Annotated in this window: 20 protein-coding genes; 5 read left to right on the forward strand and 15 right to left on the reverse strand. The window is 49.6% G+C overall.

Features of this window, described 5'->3' with window-relative positions; genetic code table 11:
* Positions 1 to 131: 131 nt before the first annotated feature.
* From ACI1P2_RS13915 to ACI1P2_RS13960, 10 genes are all read right to left on the reverse strand, one after another.
* Positions 132 to 1,376, reverse strand: a complete 1,245-nt coding sequence (locus ACI1P2_RS13915; RefSeq protein ID WP_355320463.1) for an S-layer homology domain-containing protein — start codon at positions 1,374 to 1,376, stop codon at positions 132 to 134.
* A gap of 92 nt (positions 1,377 to 1,468) precedes the next feature.
* The gene (locus ACI1P2_RS13920; protein ID WP_355320464.1) at positions 1,469 to 2,452 is read right to left on the reverse strand and encodes a hypothetical protein; all 984 of its coding nucleotides are present in this window, start codon (positions 2,450 to 2,452) and stop codon (positions 1,469 to 1,471) included.
* The gene (locus ACI1P2_RS13925; protein ID WP_355320465.1) at positions 2,439 to 2,990 is read right to left on the reverse strand and encodes a hypothetical protein; all 552 of its coding nucleotides are present in this window, start codon (positions 2,988 to 2,990) and stop codon (positions 2,439 to 2,441) included. Before ACI1P2_RS13925 ends, ACI1P2_RS13920 begins: the two co-directional genes overlap by 14 nt.
* 16 nt (positions 2,991 to 3,006) lie before the next feature.
* Positions 3,007 to 3,393, reverse strand: coding sequence for a hypothetical protein (locus ACI1P2_RS13930; protein ID WP_355320466.1), 387 nt, complete (start codon positions 3,391 to 3,393; stop codon positions 3,007 to 3,009).
* Positions 3,394 to 3,411: 18 nt separating this feature from the next.
* Positions 3,412 to 3,828: an ABC transporter permease gene (locus ACI1P2_RS13935; RefSeq protein WP_355320467.1), complete on the reverse strand. Its 417-nt coding sequence runs from the start codon at positions 3,826 to 3,828 to the stop codon at positions 3,412 to 3,414.
* Between the two features lie 44 nt (positions 3,829 to 3,872).
* The gene (locus tag ACI1P2_RS13940) at positions 3,873 to 5,942 is read right to left on the reverse strand and encodes a hypothetical protein (protein WP_355320468.1); all 2,070 of its coding nucleotides are present in this window, start codon (positions 5,940 to 5,942) and stop codon (positions 3,873 to 3,875) included.
* On the reverse strand, positions 5,939 to 7,810 hold the full coding sequence (locus ACI1P2_RS13945) for a P-loop NTPase family protein (protein ID WP_355320469.1): 1,872 nt from the start codon (positions 7,808 to 7,810) through the stop codon (positions 5,939 to 5,941). Before ACI1P2_RS13945 ends, ACI1P2_RS13940 begins: the two co-directional genes overlap by 4 nt.
* Positions 7,810 to 8,649, reverse strand: coding sequence for a hypothetical protein (locus tag ACI1P2_RS13950; RefSeq protein ID WP_355320470.1), 840 nt, complete (start codon positions 8,647 to 8,649; stop codon positions 7,810 to 7,812). Before ACI1P2_RS13950 ends, ACI1P2_RS13945 begins: the two co-directional genes overlap by 1 nt.
* Before the next feature lie 3 nt (positions 8,650 to 8,652).
* Complete coding sequence (locus ACI1P2_RS13955) at positions 8,653 to 9,411, reverse strand: hypothetical protein (protein WP_355320471.1); 759 nt, start codon at positions 9,409 to 9,411, stop codon at positions 8,653 to 8,655.
* Between the two features lie 12 nt (positions 9,412 to 9,423).
* Positions 9,424 to 10,536: an SAF domain-containing protein gene (locus ACI1P2_RS13960; protein ID WP_355320472.1), complete on the reverse strand. Its 1,113-nt coding sequence runs from the start codon at positions 10,534 to 10,536 to the stop codon at positions 9,424 to 9,426.
* 288 nt (positions 10,537 to 10,824) lie between these two features.
* Between ACI1P2_RS13960 and ACI1P2_RS13965 the strand changes: the two genes are divergently transcribed.
* Genes ACI1P2_RS13965 through ACI1P2_RS13980 form a run of 4 tightly spaced genes read left to right on the forward strand, consistent with a single transcriptional unit; the run spans position 10,825 to position 11,864 of the window.
* Complete coding sequence (locus tag ACI1P2_RS13965; RefSeq protein WP_355320473.1) at positions 10,825 to 11,052, forward strand: hypothetical protein; 228 nt, start codon at positions 10,825 to 10,827, stop codon at positions 11,050 to 11,052.
* 46 nt (positions 11,053 to 11,098) lie between these two features.
* A complete protein-coding gene (locus tag ACI1P2_RS13970; protein WP_355320474.1) occupies positions 11,099 to 11,356 on the forward strand; it encodes a hypothetical protein in 258 nt (85 codons plus the stop codon).
* A gap of 4 nt (positions 11,357 to 11,360) precedes the next feature.
* Positions 11,361 to 11,594, forward strand: a complete 234-nt coding sequence (locus tag ACI1P2_RS13975) for a spore germination protein (protein ID WP_355320475.1) — start codon at positions 11,361 to 11,363, stop codon at positions 11,592 to 11,594.
* Between the two features lie 33 nt (positions 11,595 to 11,627).
* Positions 11,628 to 11,864 (forward strand): hypothetical protein, encoded by a 237-nt coding sequence (locus tag ACI1P2_RS13980; protein WP_355320476.1) that lies wholly within the window; start codon positions 11,628 to 11,630, stop codon positions 11,862 to 11,864.
* A gap of 72 nt (positions 11,865 to 11,936) precedes the next feature.
* On the opposite strand, the gene ACI1P2_RS13985 is transcribed toward ACI1P2_RS13980, so the two are convergent.
* The 3 genes from ACI1P2_RS13985 to ACI1P2_RS13995 form a co-directional block, all read right to left on the reverse strand.
* Positions 11,937 to 12,410, reverse strand: coding sequence for an Hsp20/alpha crystallin family protein (locus ACI1P2_RS13985; RefSeq protein WP_355320477.1), 474 nt, complete (start codon positions 12,408 to 12,410; stop codon positions 11,937 to 11,939).
* A gap of 119 nt (positions 12,411 to 12,529) precedes the next feature.
* Positions 12,530 to 12,958: a hypothetical protein gene (locus tag ACI1P2_RS13990; protein ID WP_355320478.1), complete on the reverse strand. Its 429-nt coding sequence runs from the start codon at positions 12,956 to 12,958 to the stop codon at positions 12,530 to 12,532.
* A gap of 38 nt (positions 12,959 to 12,996) precedes the next feature.
* On the reverse strand, positions 12,997 to 13,458 hold the full coding sequence (locus tag ACI1P2_RS13995; protein WP_355320479.1) for an Hsp20/alpha crystallin family protein: 462 nt from the start codon (positions 13,456 to 13,458) through the stop codon (positions 12,997 to 12,999).
* A gap of 295 nt (positions 13,459 to 13,753) precedes the next feature.
* Between ACI1P2_RS13995 and ACI1P2_RS14000 the strand changes: the two genes are divergently transcribed.
* Positions 13,754 to 15,319, forward strand: coding sequence for a choice-of-anchor I domain-containing protein (locus ACI1P2_RS14000; RefSeq protein WP_355320480.1), 1,566 nt, complete (start codon positions 13,754 to 13,756; stop codon positions 15,317 to 15,319).
* Positions 15,320 to 15,400: 81 nt separating this feature from the next.
* On the opposite strand, the gene ACI1P2_RS14005 is transcribed toward ACI1P2_RS14000, so the two are convergent.
* Together ACI1P2_RS14005 and ACI1P2_RS14010 are read right to left on the reverse strand one after the other, a co-directional pair.
* Positions 15,401 to 16,000: an MSMEG_1061 family FMN-dependent PPOX-type flavoprotein gene (locus ACI1P2_RS14005; RefSeq protein ID WP_355320481.1), complete on the reverse strand. Its 600-nt coding sequence runs from the start codon at positions 15,998 to 16,000 to the stop codon at positions 15,401 to 15,403.
* Positions 16,001 to 16,016: 16 nt separating this feature from the next.
* Positions 16,017 to 17,420 (reverse strand): M14 family zinc carboxypeptidase, encoded by a 1,404-nt coding sequence (locus ACI1P2_RS14010; RefSeq protein ID WP_355320482.1) that lies wholly within the window; start codon positions 17,418 to 17,420, stop codon positions 16,017 to 16,019.
* Positions 17,421 to 17,437: the final 17 nt, after the last annotated feature.

Raw genomic sequence — 17,437 nt, forward strand, 5'->3', positions numbered from 1 at the left:
TTACAGCAGTGACCTGATTAGAAGCCTGTAAGTCCCCCCCTCCGATAAACAGAGAGGGGCTAAATAACAATAGGAGAAGAGGGATAGTTTTATTAAATTTGAGATTCAATAACTATTCATCCTCTCATAGTTTAATCTAATTGCATGACAGTATATTTTCCGTTTACCGCTATCGCTTCAGTTACACTTCCAGTTGCACTGGTTTTTGGAAGAGATGCATACATCCAAAACTTTCTTTTCACACCTTGTTCAAAGAATCCAGAAGAAATATAGTCGTCGTGAGGTAAATTTGTAATTCCGTATGTTTTTGCTGTTCCCGTCTCAAAGTTAGCGCCACTTAGGAAACGGTTGCCGGTTGCATTTGCAAATGCTAGATTCGTAAGATTATCCCCATTAGGAGTAACACTTGCCTCTGTAAAGACATAGTAGCGGTCTCCATTAACCGGCCAATCAAATTCTTTATCAATGAACATTTTCCCATATAGATTCTTTGGTTTCTTATCGCTACCAGATTCAACAACGATCATTCGATGGACGGTCTGTGTCCCCAAATTATTACGTAATTTAAACTCCCTGTCCTTTATTTGGGTGAAATCGGCTGGGGTTCCATTGTTATTATTTGCAAACTTATATGGTGTCAGTGCTGTCAAATTCGTCCCCGTCAAACCCACTTCTCTCATCTCATTCAAATCTCGAAAATCTGCGGCTTTCTTCTTCTGCACTCCCTCATACCGCTCCAAAATGGCGGCGACCTCGGCGCGGGTGGTCGTCTTGGCCGGGCCAAATGTTCCATCTTCATAACCGGTCATCAGTCCCGTTCCCAATGCCACCGACACATAAGGGTAATCGGCCTTGTTCAGCCCGCCTTTGTAATATTCAGCTACCGGAACCAGTGTATCTTGCGTATCGGACAAAGCAGTCTGGAAATCTTCTTGCGCCGCGGACAGACCGGAGGCCATCCATTTCGCCATTTCGCGGCGGGTCAGCGACGTGGATGGCTTAAAGCCGTTGGGATAATCGCTTGGAGAAATAAATCCCATGCCGATCGCTTTGTTAACTTCTTCCTCACTCCAATTCCCTGCCAAGTCCGCAAAGCTGCCTTTTCCTTGTGTCACCTCATTGCTGGAGACACGGGACAAAATAGCAGCAAATTCCGCGCGTGTAACTTGGGCATTAGGGCGAAATGTTCCGTCCGAATATCCCTTTAAATATCCGTTGTTAACCGCAGCATCGATAGAGGCTTTGGCCCAATGCCCTGCCGGGATATCCTTGAAAGCCGCAGCCGCGGAAGCTTCCTCCACTCCTGCTGATCCCCATACCGCAGCCACAGCGAGCATACCTGCAGCAACCGATACCATTACTTTTTTCATCACCATGTTTTAACCCCCAATTCATCTCTTGGCATATACTCTTTCAGTGTAACCTCCCCTTCCAATTTCTCCAAAAAGTTTCACTAGAATTTGTAAAATTATTTTTTTGCTGCACTTCCCGGAAAATAACCGGCCAAAGCCGCCTCCTTCTCACTTGTGAATTTTTCTATGATTTCACCCGCATGCTTATCAGTTGCACGATAGTAGACCTTGATGCCATCTTCCACATATCCGAATATCTCCGTATTTTTAATCAGCCTGCTGCCGCCGAGCGCATAGCTGTTATATCGATTCAGCCCAACCGGTATGCCTTGAATAAAGGAAATAACCCCGATATCGTTGATCGTATTGTTCCATTCCTCTTGCTCCACACGCGGCAGCGTAAATGTATAGGTTATGCCCAGTTTTCGTACATACTCGTTATAGGAATTAATATAATATGCCAAATTGTCCTGCAGCACCGATATAATCGTCGTCCGCCGTACCTGTTCGAAAAGCTCCGGATCGTCAAGCAAAGCTATACGTTGCCCCATAAGAACTGCGACATCTGCTCTCGTCCCCTCAAACCACGTTTTCGCCTCGGCGTCATAAGCATACACATAATCGTCCAGCGTAAAAGAGAGGCTGTTTCCCTGCTCATCTGCATAAGCAAACGGCTTTTTGGATTTCCATACCTGCTTGTTTACCTTTTCTCCTCTTCCATTCCGAAAGGTTTCGTTGGTATACACCCACAGCCCGTCGTAATCAACCACCGCAATAAGGGGAATATACGTTTTAAGCACCCCTTGGGCTGTTTCATCATCACGAATCCCTATATTATTAAAAAGCGTCTCGTAAAAAGTCTCTACTGCCAGCTCTTTGTTGGCACGAACCCGTTTCACGGAAGCATAATCGCTCTCCATGTCCTGGTTTTCGTTCAACTGCAGGGCAAAAGCCGCATCCTGTACCGCTGTTCGCACAGCCCCATCATAGAGCACAATCTTTTCCTGAGTCCTCTCCTGCTCAAGCGCCCGCATATTATTTTTAAAGAAAAGCGGAAATACGATCACCACCAGCACAAGCGACCAGCTAATAATCTTCATTCAGTATCATCCCTCCATAAGGGATATAGATCCTCGTCGGATCTTCGGAATGATCATTGGTCAGGAAATCGTGCATCAGGGCAGCCTTGGTGGTATTCGTATTCCTCACCGTAACGGAGAAAAAATCACCCTCCCGCATGTAATACCTCCGGCTATCCGCAAAATCCGAGCCGCCTCCCACAGGAAATAAAACGGCCAAAATACTTTTCGTGTACCGGGCCTCATAATACACATCTGTTTTTCCAGTAAAGGTGGCGGAATCGAGCGGGTCCAGATAAACCGGGTTATACTGCTTTGCCCTATGCTCCAGTTGGATATCATATAGATTTGAAACGCCAAGCTCCCTTGTAAAATCTTTATACATGGTCGGTGTAATGTATCCTTTGCTGCGCACAGCATCCACAAAGTTGGTGGTCGCCTGATAAGCAATATTGTAAGCAATCTGATCCTGCTGTTGATACGCCGTTTGCATAGGATAGAAATAGAGCAGCAGACAAGCAACCATAATGGCAAATGGATAAAGCACGTACCTGGCCATTCACGATCTCCATTTCTTATTGTTTTCTGAATATTAAACGTTCGAGCGCACCATCCCCATTCCTTTGATACGCTGTGCTGTAGACAGCCCGTAGATCAACTATGGATACATCCGTATCTTCTATACCAACGTCTTTGGAAAAAAGATAACCGTCCACCTGGATATCCGTCCCGAGCTCCGCAATTTGCAATACGGATTGCATGACTGCGGCCCCGCTGACCTTCTCTTCCCCTTCCATCACTGGAATCAAGACGACATCCCGGTCCCGGCTGCCCAGCGCAGCATCCACTTCGTTCAACGCATCGTGATTTTGAATAAATAATCCGGCTCCGACCGCGGCTGCGCTAATGAACAGCAGAAAACCGACCGCAGTAAACAGCATTTTGGCGGTAATACTATTCATTTCGGCGAATCCTGTCCATCAGCTTTGCGTAAATTCAATGCCTGTAACCACATTGTTCTCGTCACGAATAATCACACCTTTGAATTGTCCTGACGGATTAACGTATTCGTTGGAGGTAATATCCGTAGACCCGCCAATACTACCTTTGGTGTAGATGGTTCCGCCTCGATTCTTATTCGTTGACACCTTAATTGTAAAACTTTCCTTATTGCTGAATTTGCGGATGGTGTTCACCACCTGGCTGCCAGTCAAAATCGTATTATCATAGCCGGCATACGCCTGTCCTGACAGCTCGGTCTGAATGCCGGAAAACTCTGTCTGCGCTTGCTTGGCCCCCTCCTGGGCTGTGCCGAACAGTGTTACACTCAACGTAATCAAGGCGATAGCGAGGAACAGACCCGCTGCTCCGATTAATGCTTTTGCCGCAGTACCCATATTTCATACTCCCCTTTTCTAAATGTAATAAATAAAATATCAACTCACTGCACATTCCGTATTTGCTCAAAGGACGCCCCTGCCTGTGTCATGCTCAAGTAAATCATCGGGACTACCAAATAAAGAAAGATTAAGTACATGGATGGTGCCAATCCAAAGATTCTGCCCCAGAACGCTTTCCGCTCAATCAGCCGGCTGAAGTGCTCCTTTCGTTTTTCGGCGTAATACTCCTTCGTCAATTCCAGATCGTCAAAAGCCTGCAGCAGCGGAATCTTCTCCACCGATAACCTCAGCTTTTCAACGACCCTGACAAAAGGCTCAAAAGCCACATCCTCACCCAGTATTTCCAGAGCTTCCTCCTGACCACTGCTGTAATTGTTCAGACAGTTTTTAATCGGGTCCTTAAAAATAACGCTGTATCTCTCCATCCACTCAAGCACCGTTTCGACATCCATTCTTTCAAACTGGGCCAAGATGGATATAATCGTATGGAACTGATCCACCTCGTCCTGCATCTCCATATAACGAATCTTTTTCTGGAAATACAGCAGCCAAAGAGGCGTATGATAAGCTGTGCAGGCGAGCAGCAGGCATAACAACAGCTCCCACCACTTGAAGTACTCATTCTGAATGTCCACATATTTTTGATAGATTCGGTTTGCCGTAAATATAGTCATGGCATCATTGCTGCTAGTTTGTGTTAACGTGCTTACCAGGGGGATCAGCGATGATGGCGATACCTCTGCCGTTTCCTCCAGCATGACAAGCACGGAGCGGTCAAAATCGGTATTCTTTTGCGCAACCGCCAGCTCATCCGGGCCAAGCCTTCCGAAAACTCCCGTCCCCCGCAGAGGATCGTGCAGCACATTATGAACGGACAGGGAATGCATGTAGAAAAACATGGCGACCGTTCCTGTCAAAATGATGCCGCTGAGCAGCAGACGCTGAACATACAGCCACTCCAATGTGAGATAAGAGTTGGCTTCCTTGATCAGTACCGTAAGCTGAAAATGATCCTTTTTGTTCGGCGCAGGCACGAAGCGGTCCACTACCCAGCGCAGCGGGGGAATTTTGGTATACAGAAGCTTCTCCCAAAGCAGACGCTCGCTCTTGGCTACATACCTGGCCTCGTCATTCGCCAGCAGCTTCTTGATCAGCGCGTAGCACAGTAACACGACAAGGAAGAAAAAGACCTTGATGAAAAAACCGAGCTTACTGGAATAAAAATCGCTCATGACAGGAAAGTAGGTTTTCGCCCACAGCTCAATCGGTTTTACAAACAGCACCGAAAGCACAGCAATCGTTGATAATCCCTTAAGCAAATAGTTCAGCCGCTCTCTTCTTAAAATTTCATAGTTCACGTCCTGGATCAGCTTTGCAATCGCACTGAGATACATGGACGAATTTCTGACAATCCGGTCCCCAAATTCAGATACGAGAAAGGAAAAGCCGGTGAACATTTTATAATACTTGTTGGGCGCAACCTCGTAGTAAATGTCCAAGGCCTTGTGCTGATCATCTGCGGTCAAAATTTCATAAATCCGCTCACCATGCCGGGCCGCCTCATGAGGAGCAGTCAGACTTGCTTCATAAATTGCCTCCTCCACATTCCGGGTCCGCTGAAATTGATGCCTTGTATCCTCATACAGCGTGATCGACTGCTTCAGCAGCCGGTCCTCCACACGGTTCACAAAGGTAGTGATCATCACTCCGTTCAGCACGACAGCGCCGAACAGAATAAAGAAAATGGTGAACAGATCACGTGTGATCAGGCAAAACAACAGCACCAGAATTGTAGTCGAAGTCAATGTAATAAAAGCAATATGCATCGTCTGCCGGCGAATCGCGTACTCATCGAAGGAGTCCAGCACCTCCAGCCGTTTGCGGATCTTCCAGATGTACTTTCGCAGCAACGGCAATCGCTGAAACTGAACATAGGATTTCTGATAAATCAGGTTTAGGCGATGACGGCTCGCTCTTTTCCCGAACAGTCTTTCAAAAGCATCGCTTTTCCTTCTCCCTTCCGCGTTTTTCACGAAGGCGATCCAGGCAAAGGCGATCATAAACAGCAGAAACATTCCGAAAAAGAAGCCTGTAAGCAGCCAGCTGTTCATGCGGGCACCTTCCAGTAGGCTGCAAGCAGCTCCGTAAATTCCACCCGGTCCCTGGCATTCATGTGGCGCATCATTTCCGCCTGCTGCCGCTCCGAAATCGGATGCTTGGCGATATACCCGCCGTCTTGAAATACGACGATATCTCTGCCTTCGAACGTTTTGCGGTCCGTCATGCGTCTGTAAAACTCGATGGCTGCCTGCCCCGGATCTTCGGGATACGTATCCTGCTCCAGCAAGGGTACACATTCCGTAATCCGTTCAATATATCTGCGCCCTTCCGCATCCTTGAATAGATGGATGTCAAAATCCAGTACGTTGACCACCTGCTGCTCGGCAATGGACTCATTGCGGAACAGCCCGGTCTGCAGCGTTGAATTGCGCAGGGAAAATACGAGATCGCGGAACGTCTTGGCATGATGCGATAAAATGGTGAACAAGCTGGCAACGGTACCGGCCTGCAGAAACCAGGCAACCTGCTCCGCGGTCGCAGCCTCGCCGATAATGTTGACCGCTCCATCCGTCTTTTTCTGAATATCCATCCCTTTTTGGCCTGTAATATCCGCCGTTTCCCGAACGGACACAATGTTCCGCTGCGGAAACAGGTTCCGCAGGTGCAGCTCAAAGGCCATTTCCTGCACACGAAGGGTTAGATATCCGGCTATGTAACGTGTCATAGCCATCATCAAGGTCGATTTTCCCGTTCCCTGATCTCCTGTGACCGTAGTCACTCTGGCTCCCTTCATAAGGAATGGGATTAGACGAATAGGCAGTTCAGTGTTTACAAATGCGTATCCCCGGTCCCTGGGGTTCAGGAAATGCTCCAAATCGGTGTACGTGAGATTGAATTTCCGGTTGAAAAACACCCATGACTCTGCAAACGGGGGGCGCATCACAACGATCCGCGAATTGTCCTTCATATCGTTGACGATAAAACCGTTCTGCTCCGTAAGCTGGCCCGGATTATTCCATTTGTAGATCGTTTGACAGATCCGCTTCAGCTCCAGCTCGCTGCCAAAGGAAAGAAAGGATAAATGCATCGTTTTCCCCCGGTACATAATCCATACCGAATGGGTGTTATCATGCCCCGAGCTGACTTTCATCGCCTGCAGCATCTGCTCTTCATCCTCAATATCCTGCATGGAGGCAGGAATGCCGGATACTCCGCCCGATACGCCGTCGATTTCCATATACCGAATCTCGTCTATGACGCCAAACCCCTTGAAGCTCTGGTAAATCCGCTGTACGATGACCTGCATTTTATCCTCAAAAGACAGCAAGCCTGCGCACTTCTCGCGGTAAATTCTGCTTATCTCATCCTCTGTGATGATGTAGGACTCCGTCTGCCCTTCCTCAATCACGGATTTAAGCTCATCCAGCCGGTATTCTTCAATCATCCGGGGAAGCGCCTTGTAATGATGCTTTTTCTTATAAAGCTGTATTAAAATATCGAATTTATCCCTGGCTGCCAGCTTGTCCGGCTCTTCAAAGGGCAGGACATAGTCTGCATTGCGCTCATTCATGCCGTAATCCCTGATCAGCAGATCATAAATCAGATCCTTGACGTACATTTTGTCGTACAAATCACCGCTGTTACAGCCCTTAAGCGCAGCCTTCAGCTCGGTACGCATATGCTTTTGCCGGTTGAAATCCTCGAGGTCCAGAGCCAGGTCATACAGATTCGCACCTGTCATTTCATTGAATTTGTCTTTAATATACTGGGTCATCTGCTTGATGCTGTACCGCTCCATATCCTCCGGTTTTTTCTTTTCTTTCCGTACAGCCTGCGGATGCCTCAGCTTGTAGATCAGGTATGACAGGAGAACGGTCAGCAGGATTCCAATACCGATGCCATTCCATATGACAAGCATCAGGATACTCCCCTCTCGATTCGCTTGATCTCTGTATTGACTCCGATTTGGGACAGCATCTCCTTCACAGCCTTCCTGACCTCCTGAAAGAAAGGATAGCTTTCATGCCGCCGCCCGGCATTGCGGGCACGCCGGAACCAGCCAAGCACATCTTTATCATTGAAAGCGTCCCGGTAATCCGAGCAGTACGGAATGACAAAGACCGGGTCCTTGATCCCGAATTTCCGCTTAATATTCGTCGCGTTATATTTGGAGTGGGGATCATATTGCCCAAGCAAGATCATTTTGTTCTTCCCCTGCAGTGCGGACGGCCACTTCTCCTGACTGGCATAACGCTCCAGCGAGCTTAAATCCTGACTCAGATTAACTACGACAAGATCCGAGCTTTGAATAAGCTGATTTGTTGTCTTATTTGCCCCGCCGCTTTCAATATCCAACATGATGGCCTGATAATATCGCCTTGCCTCATCAAATATGGCAGCCATAACATGCTCAATCCCTTCATGACCGGATTCATCCGGCTTGCTGGTGCCTGTCAAAAGATCCAGCCGTCCAGGTTCAAGCGATAAGGTATGGTTGCTGATGCCGGACGCACTCAGCCGTTTCGTTTTAAACAGCCGTTCGAGCGCATCCATCCCGGTCGCTGCCGAGGTCACGAAATTTTTGATTTGCAGTTCCTTGGATTTGAGAAAAGCGTCTTCCAGACTCGAATTCCCAAATTGGGTCCGGGCGATCAGTGTCCGGATATCATAGTCCAGTCCAATCATGGCCCCGGCTGCGGCACAGTTCGCCGTGTTCCCACGCCCGTAATCCGGGCTCCAGAATGTAATGATCGACATGTTTTACCTTCCCCTTTCCGCCGCCTTCAAGGCCAGCCGCAATGAGTTTCTTTCCACAGCGGTTACAGCCGCGAGAATGGTGAGCAGCGTCTTTTTCGTGCTTCTGGATAGTCCTTTCAGCTTCAGCCTGGTCTCATACTGCATGCGTACACCTGCTATGTAGTCCATTTCATCGTAATAAAACTCTACATCCTGTTCGTCAGGAAATACTGTGTTCAGATGGCCTGCGGCAGTCTCCATAAAAGCTTCACTAACCGGGCTTTCTGCTGCCATGTACCTGATGCGAACCATCTGCAGGTCATCCCCCTGCTGCTCCTGAAACAGCTTCTGCAGCAACTCTGCATTACGCTGAATCGTATACCGCTCGCTGTTGGTGACCAGCGCATAGCTGCTGGCGCCCCCCCATGCCGTCAGCAGTGAAGCTTCCAGCACATCCGTATGATCGACATCCATGAGCACAAAATCATAGCTGGTGTACTGCTCGTTGTTTCTTTGGAAAAAGCTCTCCAGCGACTCATGAATGGCTGCTCCGTTTTTGAAGCTGTGTTCGAAACCTGACGCCACATCAAAACCATTAAATTCAATGACTCTGCTGCCTCCCTTCAAACCGTCCCCAGACAGCTCCGGGACTGCGAACTGATACTTCTGCAGCACGGTGGCGTCGATAATCAGCACCTTTTTGCCGGCTGATGCCAGAATTTTGCCTAGCCAGATCAGCAGCCCTCCCTTATCACAAGCACCTAAAAACATAATGTTTTGCAAACCTGCACCTCCTTAAGGTTGAACATTGCTCTCGGGCATCTGTCCGTAGATGACATCGTCGCTTGCCGCGGCGGTACCCGCTGTCTCCTCTAACAACTTCGGGTTTTGCGCTTTCCCGTTTGCCGGAGGGGTGGGGGAATTGGAAGACGTTGTATGCTGGCTCTCAGCATAGCCATTACCTTCTACAGGCAGCGCATCTTTAACGGGAGGCAGCTGCGAAGCGTAGCCTGAACTACTGCTGTCTGTCAGCCCATTTGAGGCCGAGGCAGCTTCGCTGTAGCTCCCTGCGCCTGCCGCGCCCGTGCTGTATCTGCCCCGCTCTGTCTCGGACATGGCCGCCAGATTCATTTCAAGGACGGTCCTTTTCCTGGATTCAAGCTGCTCTGTCGCCACTTTTACAATGTTCGGATCAGATTGGATCAGCTTCTTGACCTCGTCTTTAGGCGGATAGGTTACGATCGCCTTATCCTGCATGTAAGGATCAACGTAGCTCAGCGCGTAGATCGTCGCCTCGTTGATATAGGCATCTACAATGGCGCTGGACATCATCAGAATCTCCTGCTCATCCATCTCGTAGGAAATCAGCCCTCCTGACAGATCCTTTACTTTCTTCTTGGACAGGACGATGTAGTCTTCACCGGTCGGGAATTTGATCCGGACATCGACAAATTGATCCGGGCCCAGCTTGGCAGGCAGCTGAATGAGCCTGAATTCCTGATTTCTCATATCATCCGGGGTGACACCATTCTCAAACAGCATGGATTTTGTGACCGCCGTGTTTTGGGGAAGGTCAATCTTGGTGTATTTGCCGACGATGTCCTCCTTGTTCAACACATTTTCAGGCACGGACGCCGCAGGAATATTTACTAGGGCAATATCCGTCTCCGCAAGCGCATCCCCGGCTTTGTGATCACTGACAACGACAGGTACCTGTCTCATCTCCTGCTGCAAAATTTGCTTCGTATCTGCAAGCTCCTGCTCCAACTGCGCTGTTTCCTGCGAATAATCTGTCTCAAAGCTTCGGAACAGCAGCACGCCGATGGTCAGGCATACGATCAGCGTGACAACAGCCCCCACAGCACAAGCCAGCACCAATTGCCTGTGCCGCACACGTAATCTGGACATAACTTCTCTCCTTTGCCGGAACGGAAAACAAAAAAGCACCGACCATTCTCCCGGAGGAGATGATCGGTGCTTCCGATAGGTTCCGCTATTCAAATTATTTTTATTATAAAAATAAACGTCCATGCCGTCAACCACCAGTTGAAGTTCCCGCCCCCATCACCAGAAAATCATATTACGGATACAGCGGGCATATTTCGTGCTTTCCATCCATAGTCTTATTAAAAAACCTGTTGCCGGGTGCTAACATGCCTGACAGCATGATCAAAATTCACGAAAGGAACATTCGACATGTTTATTCCGGTATGTGTGAATATTGGCGGCCTGGAAGTCAATAACACGGATCATTTGGGGAGCATTTCGTTCGGAACCAACGTCAAGGTCGGCAGAAATGTCAGTGCCAAAAAAAATCAGGGCTTCGGCCAGCAGCTTGCGGATGGCACATCCCGCTTTTTTACAGTACAAATGGTGTTGGATGAAGACTTTCTGGACTCTTTCTCACAAAAAAAGAACCTGTAAAGCAGGTTCCGGACAGCATGACACAAATCAAAAGGAGGAAACACGGATGCCCCCCTCATTTCCTCACATTGTCATTAATATCAATATCATCAAGGTGAATTCCTTCGAAAATGCTTCTGCTATCAATGTAGGCCAGAACCTGCTGGCGGAATGGCATAATTCGGACAAGAAAAACATGGGTCTTGGTCAAAATATGGGCGACGGTGCCGATTTTCTGGGGACACGCAGCTTTGTGGATGACCGGGATGGCGCCGATTCGAACACTGCTTTTGACTCGAATAGGATTCCTTATGTCAAGGGGTGATATATTGAATTTTGCGCCCATGGTACTCAATATCGGCGGATTAAAAATCAATGCGATTGATCATGCGGCTGTTGTCAACATAGGCCCAAGTGAGCATATCGACTTGTTCGTGTCTTACAAACGGAATCAGGGGATCGGTGAGCAGAATGGCGATATATCCCCCATGTTCCTGCCGGTTTCGTGGGTTTCGGACACCGATTTGCTGGACTCGAATTCCATTAAAAACAGCATCGTTTAACCGTTCGCCAGTCTGATCAAAAGGAGTGATGTCATGCTGTTTATAACACCGATGCAAATCAATCTGCTCGCTTTTAAAATCAATGCAGTGGATAATGCTTCCGTAACCAACGCGGGGTCCTTCCAGTCAATCGATGAACTGCTTTCGTATAAAAGGAATCAGGCCGTGGGAGAAATCAACGGAGACTTGTCGCCCATCAACGTGCCTGTCGCTACGATTGTCGATCCTGATTTAGCGGATAGTAATACAGTCAAAAACAGCGCTATATAAGGCGCTGCAGGAAGTCCGAAATCCCTGCTGTTTCACCAGTGGGGATTTTTTGTGCTCTGTAACCATCCTGTATCAATCGCGGATGGGAATTTCCCGCAGCGGCTGAGTGCCCGGCAATTTCGGCATGCGCACCTCAAGGATTCCGTCCTTTAACCTCGCGATAGACCGGTTCGGATTTACATCCTGCGGAAGGGTGATTTCCCGGGACTTTCCCGCCAGCTGGATACGCAGCGTCCGTCTGTTTACGAGAAATTTGATGTCCTCCAAGGGAGTACCCTCAGGGACGTCGCACCGTACGAAAATGCAGCGGTGTGTCTCAAACAGATTGTATTCAATCTCACCCGATTCGGCGAATGGCTGAAATGCGCTCAGGTTAAGGCCCGAATCCCCTAAAAATTGATTCATCGTTTTACGAATATAGCTCTCAACCTGTTTGCCGGGTACGATGCCGCCGAGCCAATCGGATTTGCCGCCAAACGGAATCTGCTTTTGGAGATAGTCTCCGAAACTATCCCAATCAAATACGGGGGGCTGCCTTTTTGTCACAAGGTCCAGCTTCCTTTCAATTTAGCTTTTTATCCAGCATATGCGGATAAATGCCCACCCGATACTGACCTTTAAAGCAGCTATCGTGCCAAAACCGCCCGTTATGTATGTACAATCTGTCAACTATTGCTGCCTTGATCTTCGGATTTCTGCGCACGGATGGTGCACCGCGGACCTTCCTCGGACTTCATAGCCGATGACGGCTTGACGGGCGCAGCTCCGCTGTTCTTCACCGTTTGCGGTCTCCCGGTGTGATAATTGGCGCCTATATTCAGCTGCCCGCTAAGTTCTTTAATGCCCAGTGCCCCAAAGTTGTTTTCATGCTGGAGTTTATCAATATTCAAACGCTCGATGTTCAAATGTTCAATAATGACAGGCGGATTCATCGCCTGCTGGTCCAGGGCTTGTCTGCATAATGAGAGTTCCTTTTCCATGGCTTCTATTTTCAACAACAGCCGCTGATAGCTCTGCTGCTCTGCATCTGCGGCCTTGTAATTGGATATCCGGTTATTTTGCCCGAGGAACTGCTTCAACAGCTTCATGAACATTCCGTTCCCCGCCTTTCATGGCATATCCTTTGCGGATGCTAGTCGATTTTTATTTCCTCTCTCGGTCTTTGCACACGCGGAATGCGAATTTCCAGCAGGCCGTTTTCGAACCTGGCTGTTATTTTCCCTTGCGGAGCTATGCTTTCAGGCAATGAAATCGCCCGCTCAAATTCTCCGGTATGCCGCTCCGTCTGCACGATTTTCATATTTTGCGCGAATGGATGAACGACCCCTTTCACGACGACAGCATTATCCGAAACAGATAGCTCCACATCCTCCTTGCGGACCCCGGGGAGATCCACACGAATCAGCATTTCGCGCATTCCAAGCAAGACGTCTGCACGAGGGAACGATGAAACCGATTTAGCAGTACCGTCCGGTGCAGAGAACTGTTTCATCATCTGCTCGGTGTAATCGGAATCAAACACGCTGTCCCAAAATTGCCCCTGCTGAAACTGCTTCGCCAGCTCCAACCATCGCTTTATATTGTCATTTTGCATGACGGTCCTCCTGCTCCCGGTTTAGATTAGCGGCAAGGTTCTCCGATTGGGCAGAATACCTCTTTATTTATTCTTATTTGAGGATGGAACAATAAATGCCTTGCTGGCTGGACCGTTTGCAGAATTGATTTTGTGAGCAGCAGCGCTCATCACTGCATTTTTTACATTCATTGGACAAAATTTACGAACAGCCCCATTTCTTTTAACATAAAGAAACTATAATTTTTACAAACAAAGGGCGGACACTCTCTGCTAAAGCCCATCCACTATATTGAATAAAAAAGGGGATTATAACTTGAAAAAGACAAACAAATGGCTGCTCGCCATGGCAGCAGCCTCCATCACCACTGCCGTCGCACTGCCGGCTGCGCATGCCGCCGAGGCTGAAAGCGAAGCGATCCGCGCCATGGTATCGGACATGCAGGGGACTTTGAAATGGAACATCAAGGATAAAAGCGCTAATGTCAGTCTTGGTGATACAACCGCTGTTTTCCGGACCGGATCGGCGAAGGCCGTTCTGGATGGTGAAGAGGTTACACTCGATCAGGCGCCATATATAGAAGACGGCAAGTTATACCTCTCTGAAAATACTGCCAAGCAACTGCGCGGCAGCGTAATCGACGCACAAAACCGGACAGGCTATGAGCTTGCCGGTTCGTTCCAGATGCCGAGCGGCAAGGCCGAGATCGCCGCTTCCACTCCGGACGGCAGCCGCCTGCTTGTAACCGAGGCAGACAAAGGCAGTGTCAGCGTCCTGGATATCACCTATACGGACCAGGTTAATGAAATAAAAACCATCAGCTTCAGCAGCCTCTCCGACAAGGCAGAGGTTACCAGTGTTGCGGTTATGCCTGACGGCAGGCATGCCATTGCCGTGATCCGCACCGGTGACAACTTCAATGATCCGAAGACGGGTATGGCGGCCGTCATCGATTTGGACACCTACGAGATTGCCAAGGTGTACGAGATCGGCATTGGCCCGGATTCCATCGCCATCTCCCGTGACGGCAGCTATGCCGTAATCGCGATTGAGGATGAAGAAATTGATCCGAAGACGGAGGAATTTGATTATGCGGCCAACAAGCGTCCGGGCAGCATCGCCGTGCTTCACTTCCCGGAGGGCAACGTGCTGGCGGGTGAGCTGGTTCAGGTGCCCGTGGATTTGAGCGGCGTTGAAGATGCCGTCTATCCGCACGAGCCGCAGCCGGAATATGTGGCCATCAGTTCAGACAGCACCACCGCGGCGGTAACGCTGCAGGAAAATAACGCCATTGCAATTGTCGATCTGAAGACTCGGAAGCTTGTGCGGGTATTCGCCCTCGGCACGACCACCCATGCTGCGGATGCGAAGGATGACGGCCGGGTATCGTTTACGGATGAAATTACAGCCCGCTATGAGCCGGACGGCATCGCCTTCACCTCGGACGGCCGCTACCTTCTGACAGCGAATGAAGGCGATCTTGCCGAGGATGAATTCAAGGATGGCGTGAAGGCCGGCGGACGCAACATCGCGGTGTGGAGCCTTGAAGGAGATAAAATTTACGACAGCGCCGATGTGATTGACAAGGCTGCAGCCCGGGTCGGCTTGTATCCGGATGGACGCAGTGAGAAGAAGGGCAGTGAAGTGGAAAATGTGACGATCGCGCAGGTGAATGGACGCGATATTGCGGCAGTTGCCTCCGAGCGTGCGGACGCCATCCTGTTTTTCGATCTGTCGAATCCGGAATCGCCAGCTCTGCTGGGACTGATTCCAACGGCCGGTGAATCACCGGAGGGAATCCACTATGCGAGCGCGAGCGAAATGTTTGTCAGCGCCGATGAAGGTACCGGTACGATCAGCTTCTATAAGCGGCAGAAGTAAATTGAAGGCAGCCGAGCGGAATGTTCCCCATTCCGTCCGGCTGCCTTTTAAATTACAATATTCAACAATATCCGTAAACCGTCAGTCCGCCTTCTGCGCGCTTTTGTTCAGCTCCAGATGCGCGAGGAACATGTCTGTTATGGACGGGAGCTTCTCCTTCTCAGGCCATGCGTCCGAACTCCATATCTTCGATTGCTTTAATGCACGCGGACAATGCACGAAGCATTCCTCCACCTCGACCACGACACACATTCCTGTTGTTTTGCCATCCCACTGCATCTGTTCCATCAGCTCCGGACTTCTCGTAATCCATGCTTTGCCGTTAATGCGAAGCACTTCATCGAGACCGGGGATCAGAAAGATCATGCCCACCTGCGGATTCTCCATAATGTTAAGCAGCGAGTCCACCCGTTTGTTTCCCGGACGCTCGGGGAAAACCAGCCTGTGCTCATCCAGCGCCTTGACGAAGCCGGGTCCGTCTCCACGCGGAGACACATCGCAGTGCCCGTCAGCGCTGCTGGTCGCGAGGAAAAATAGCGGAGATTGCTGCAAATATCCCCGAGTATGCTCCTCTATGACAGATACAACCTTATGCTGCACACGCTCGCTCGGAGTCCCGACAAGCTCCCTGAGCTCATCCGGGGACGTCATAATGTGCTGCATCCATGATGGTGAGTTCATATGTTCCTCCTCCCGATTAGAGGCTGACATGCGCATCCTTCTGCTTATCAGCTATACGTTTTGAGACTATCAATCCGCCTTCAAGCTGAATGCGCACCAGCTTTTGAATAGGAATAACCGAATAGTTCATTTCCTTCTCCAGTCTATCACATAAACTCTTCAACAGCTCCAATCCATGATCTTTGGCCGCCTTCAGACGCTGAACAGTCTGATTCTGTGCTCCACCGCCGGACAGACGGTCAAGTTCAAACTCACAGGCACGGATGCTGAGTCCAAGCGACAGCCCATGGTAAAAAGTAGCGATCTGCAAGTTGTCGAATACATGTGATACCCTCGCCGGCTCCTTGAACGAAGGATCGCTTTCCGCCCACTTCAGCTTGGCATCCCCGCCCGATTCACCATAACGGAGAATCTGATTCACCAGCTTGACAAATGGATTGTCAGGTTGAATGTCGGACCGAATTCCGCCAAGAATGCTTTCCAGATCGGCATGCTGTGCCCTGCTCTGCTCGACATTTTTCCGTACGGCCTCCAGCCTTGTCATTCCACTGTCGCTTAAATCTTCAATCCTCGGATCAAAGAAATACGGAAGCTCTGTCAGGAAGGTGACGCAATCACCTGTCTCCATCAGGGCATAATCCCCGCTGCTCGTACCGCAATCAAACACAGACGGATCGCCCCCGTACTGCTCCAGATAATCATACTCCTGAGCCGCGCTCAAGTGACGGTAGATGGCCGGCGCAAACTCGATCACCGAGGGCGCCTCAGGTTCCCCAAGGCTGATCGCCACCCTTTGCCTGCGCGCGGATTCATACAGTCCTTCATACACCTCGGGCATATCCTCGGAAATATACCAGTACGCGCCGCCAAAACCGGCATTGTGCAGGGAATACATGAACTTTGGCTTTATGTCCTGGATCAACTTCATCAGGGCTTCCGTCTCGGGCAGCGGGCTGTTGAAATGCAGCGTTTTGTAATCAACCGGAAACGTCCATTCCACCTGCTCCGTGCCCACCGGGCGGAAATAGTTGCGCATATAATGATACAGATCAAAAGGCCCCTTGAACCAGTTTTCATTCAATCTTGTACCGTCGGGATCTATGCATTTGATAATATACCAGGTGTATCCCAGCTCCTCCCGAAGCTCCTTTTCTTCTGCAAGCGCTCTTGAGAAATATTCCATCGTCATGGCGCCGATCGGCTCATTCGGATGTGGACAGGCGAAGCAAAGCGCGTTCAGCAGACCGTCCCCGATTTTAATGCAGAGCAGGGAATGTCCCTGCCGGGACACGCCTGCCTCAAAAACCGTCACGATATCCGGAAACTCCTCTGCCAGCCGGCGGGTGCTTTCATCCATTTCATCCACCGTCATAAACGTCCCGTAATCAGGAACGCTCTCTATAATACGCTGAAAATCCATGGTTTCATTCCTCCCCT

This window comes from Paenibacillus jiangxiensis, from assembly GCF_046098255.1.
In the GTDB taxonomy this organism is placed as follows: domain Bacteria; phylum Bacillota; class Bacilli; order Paenibacillales; family Paenibacillaceae; genus Paenibacillus; species Paenibacillus jiagnxiensis.

Bases quoted from the DNA above. Each gene is read 5' to 3' on its own strand.
- ACI1P2_RS13930 (WP_355320466.1), bottom strand. From the start codon at position 3,393: ATGAATAGTATTACCGCCAAAATGCTGTTTACTGCGGTCGGTTTTCTG.
- ACI1P2_RS13995 (WP_355320479.1), bottom strand. From the start codon at position 13,458: ATGCAAAATGACAATATAAAGCGATGGTTGGAGCTGGCGAAGCAGTTT.
- ACI1P2_RS13970 (WP_355320474.1), top strand. From the start codon at position 11,099: ATGCCCCCCTCATTTCCTCACATTGTCATTAATATCAATATCATCAAG.
- ACI1P2_RS13945 (WP_355320469.1), bottom strand. From the start codon at position 7,810: ATGCTTGTCATATGGAATGGCATCGGTATTGGAATCCTGCTGACCGTT.
- ACI1P2_RS13980 (WP_355320476.1), top strand. From the start codon at position 11,628: ATGCTGTTTATAACACCGATGCAAATCAATCTGCTCGCTTTTAAAATC.
- ACI1P2_RS13935 (WP_355320467.1), bottom strand. From the start codon at position 3,828: ATGGGTACTGCGGCAAAAGCATTAATCGGAGCAGCGGGTCTGTTCCTC.
- ACI1P2_RS13950 (WP_355320470.1), bottom strand. From the start codon at position 8,649: ATGTCGATCATTACATTCTGGAGCCCGGATTACGGGCGTGGGAACACG.
- ACI1P2_RS13990 (WP_355320478.1), bottom strand. From the start codon at position 12,958: ATGTTCATGAAGCTGTTGAAGCAGTTCCTCGGGCAAAATAACCGGATA.
- ACI1P2_RS13915 (WP_355320463.1), bottom strand. From the start codon at position 1,376: ATGGTGATGAAAAAAGTAATGGTATCGGTTGCTGCAGGTATGCTCGCT.
- ACI1P2_RS14010 (WP_355320482.1), bottom strand. From the start codon at position 17,420: ATGGATTTTCAGCGTATTATAGAGAGCGTTCCTGATTACGGGACGTTT.
- ACI1P2_RS13925 (WP_355320465.1), bottom strand. From the start codon at position 2,990: ATGGCCAGGTACGTGCTTTATCCATTTGCCATTATGGTTGCTTGTCTG.
- ACI1P2_RS13940 (WP_355320468.1), bottom strand. From the start codon at position 5,942: ATGAACAGCTGGCTGCTTACAGGCTTCTTTTTCGGAATGTTTCTGCTG.
- ACI1P2_RS13960 (WP_355320472.1), bottom strand. From the start codon at position 10,536: ATGTCCAGATTACGTGTGCGGCACAGGCAATTGGTGCTGGCTTGTGCT.
- ACI1P2_RS13965 (WP_355320473.1), top strand. From the start codon at position 10,825: ATGTTTATTCCGGTATGTGTGAATATTGGCGGCCTGGAAGTCAATAAC.
- ACI1P2_RS14005 (WP_355320481.1), bottom strand. From the start codon at position 16,000: ATGAACTCACCATCATGGATGCAGCACATTATGACGTCCCCGGATGAG.
- ACI1P2_RS13920 (WP_355320464.1), bottom strand. From the start codon at position 2,452: ATGAAGATTATTAGCTGGTCGCTTGTGCTGGTGGTGATCGTATTTCCG.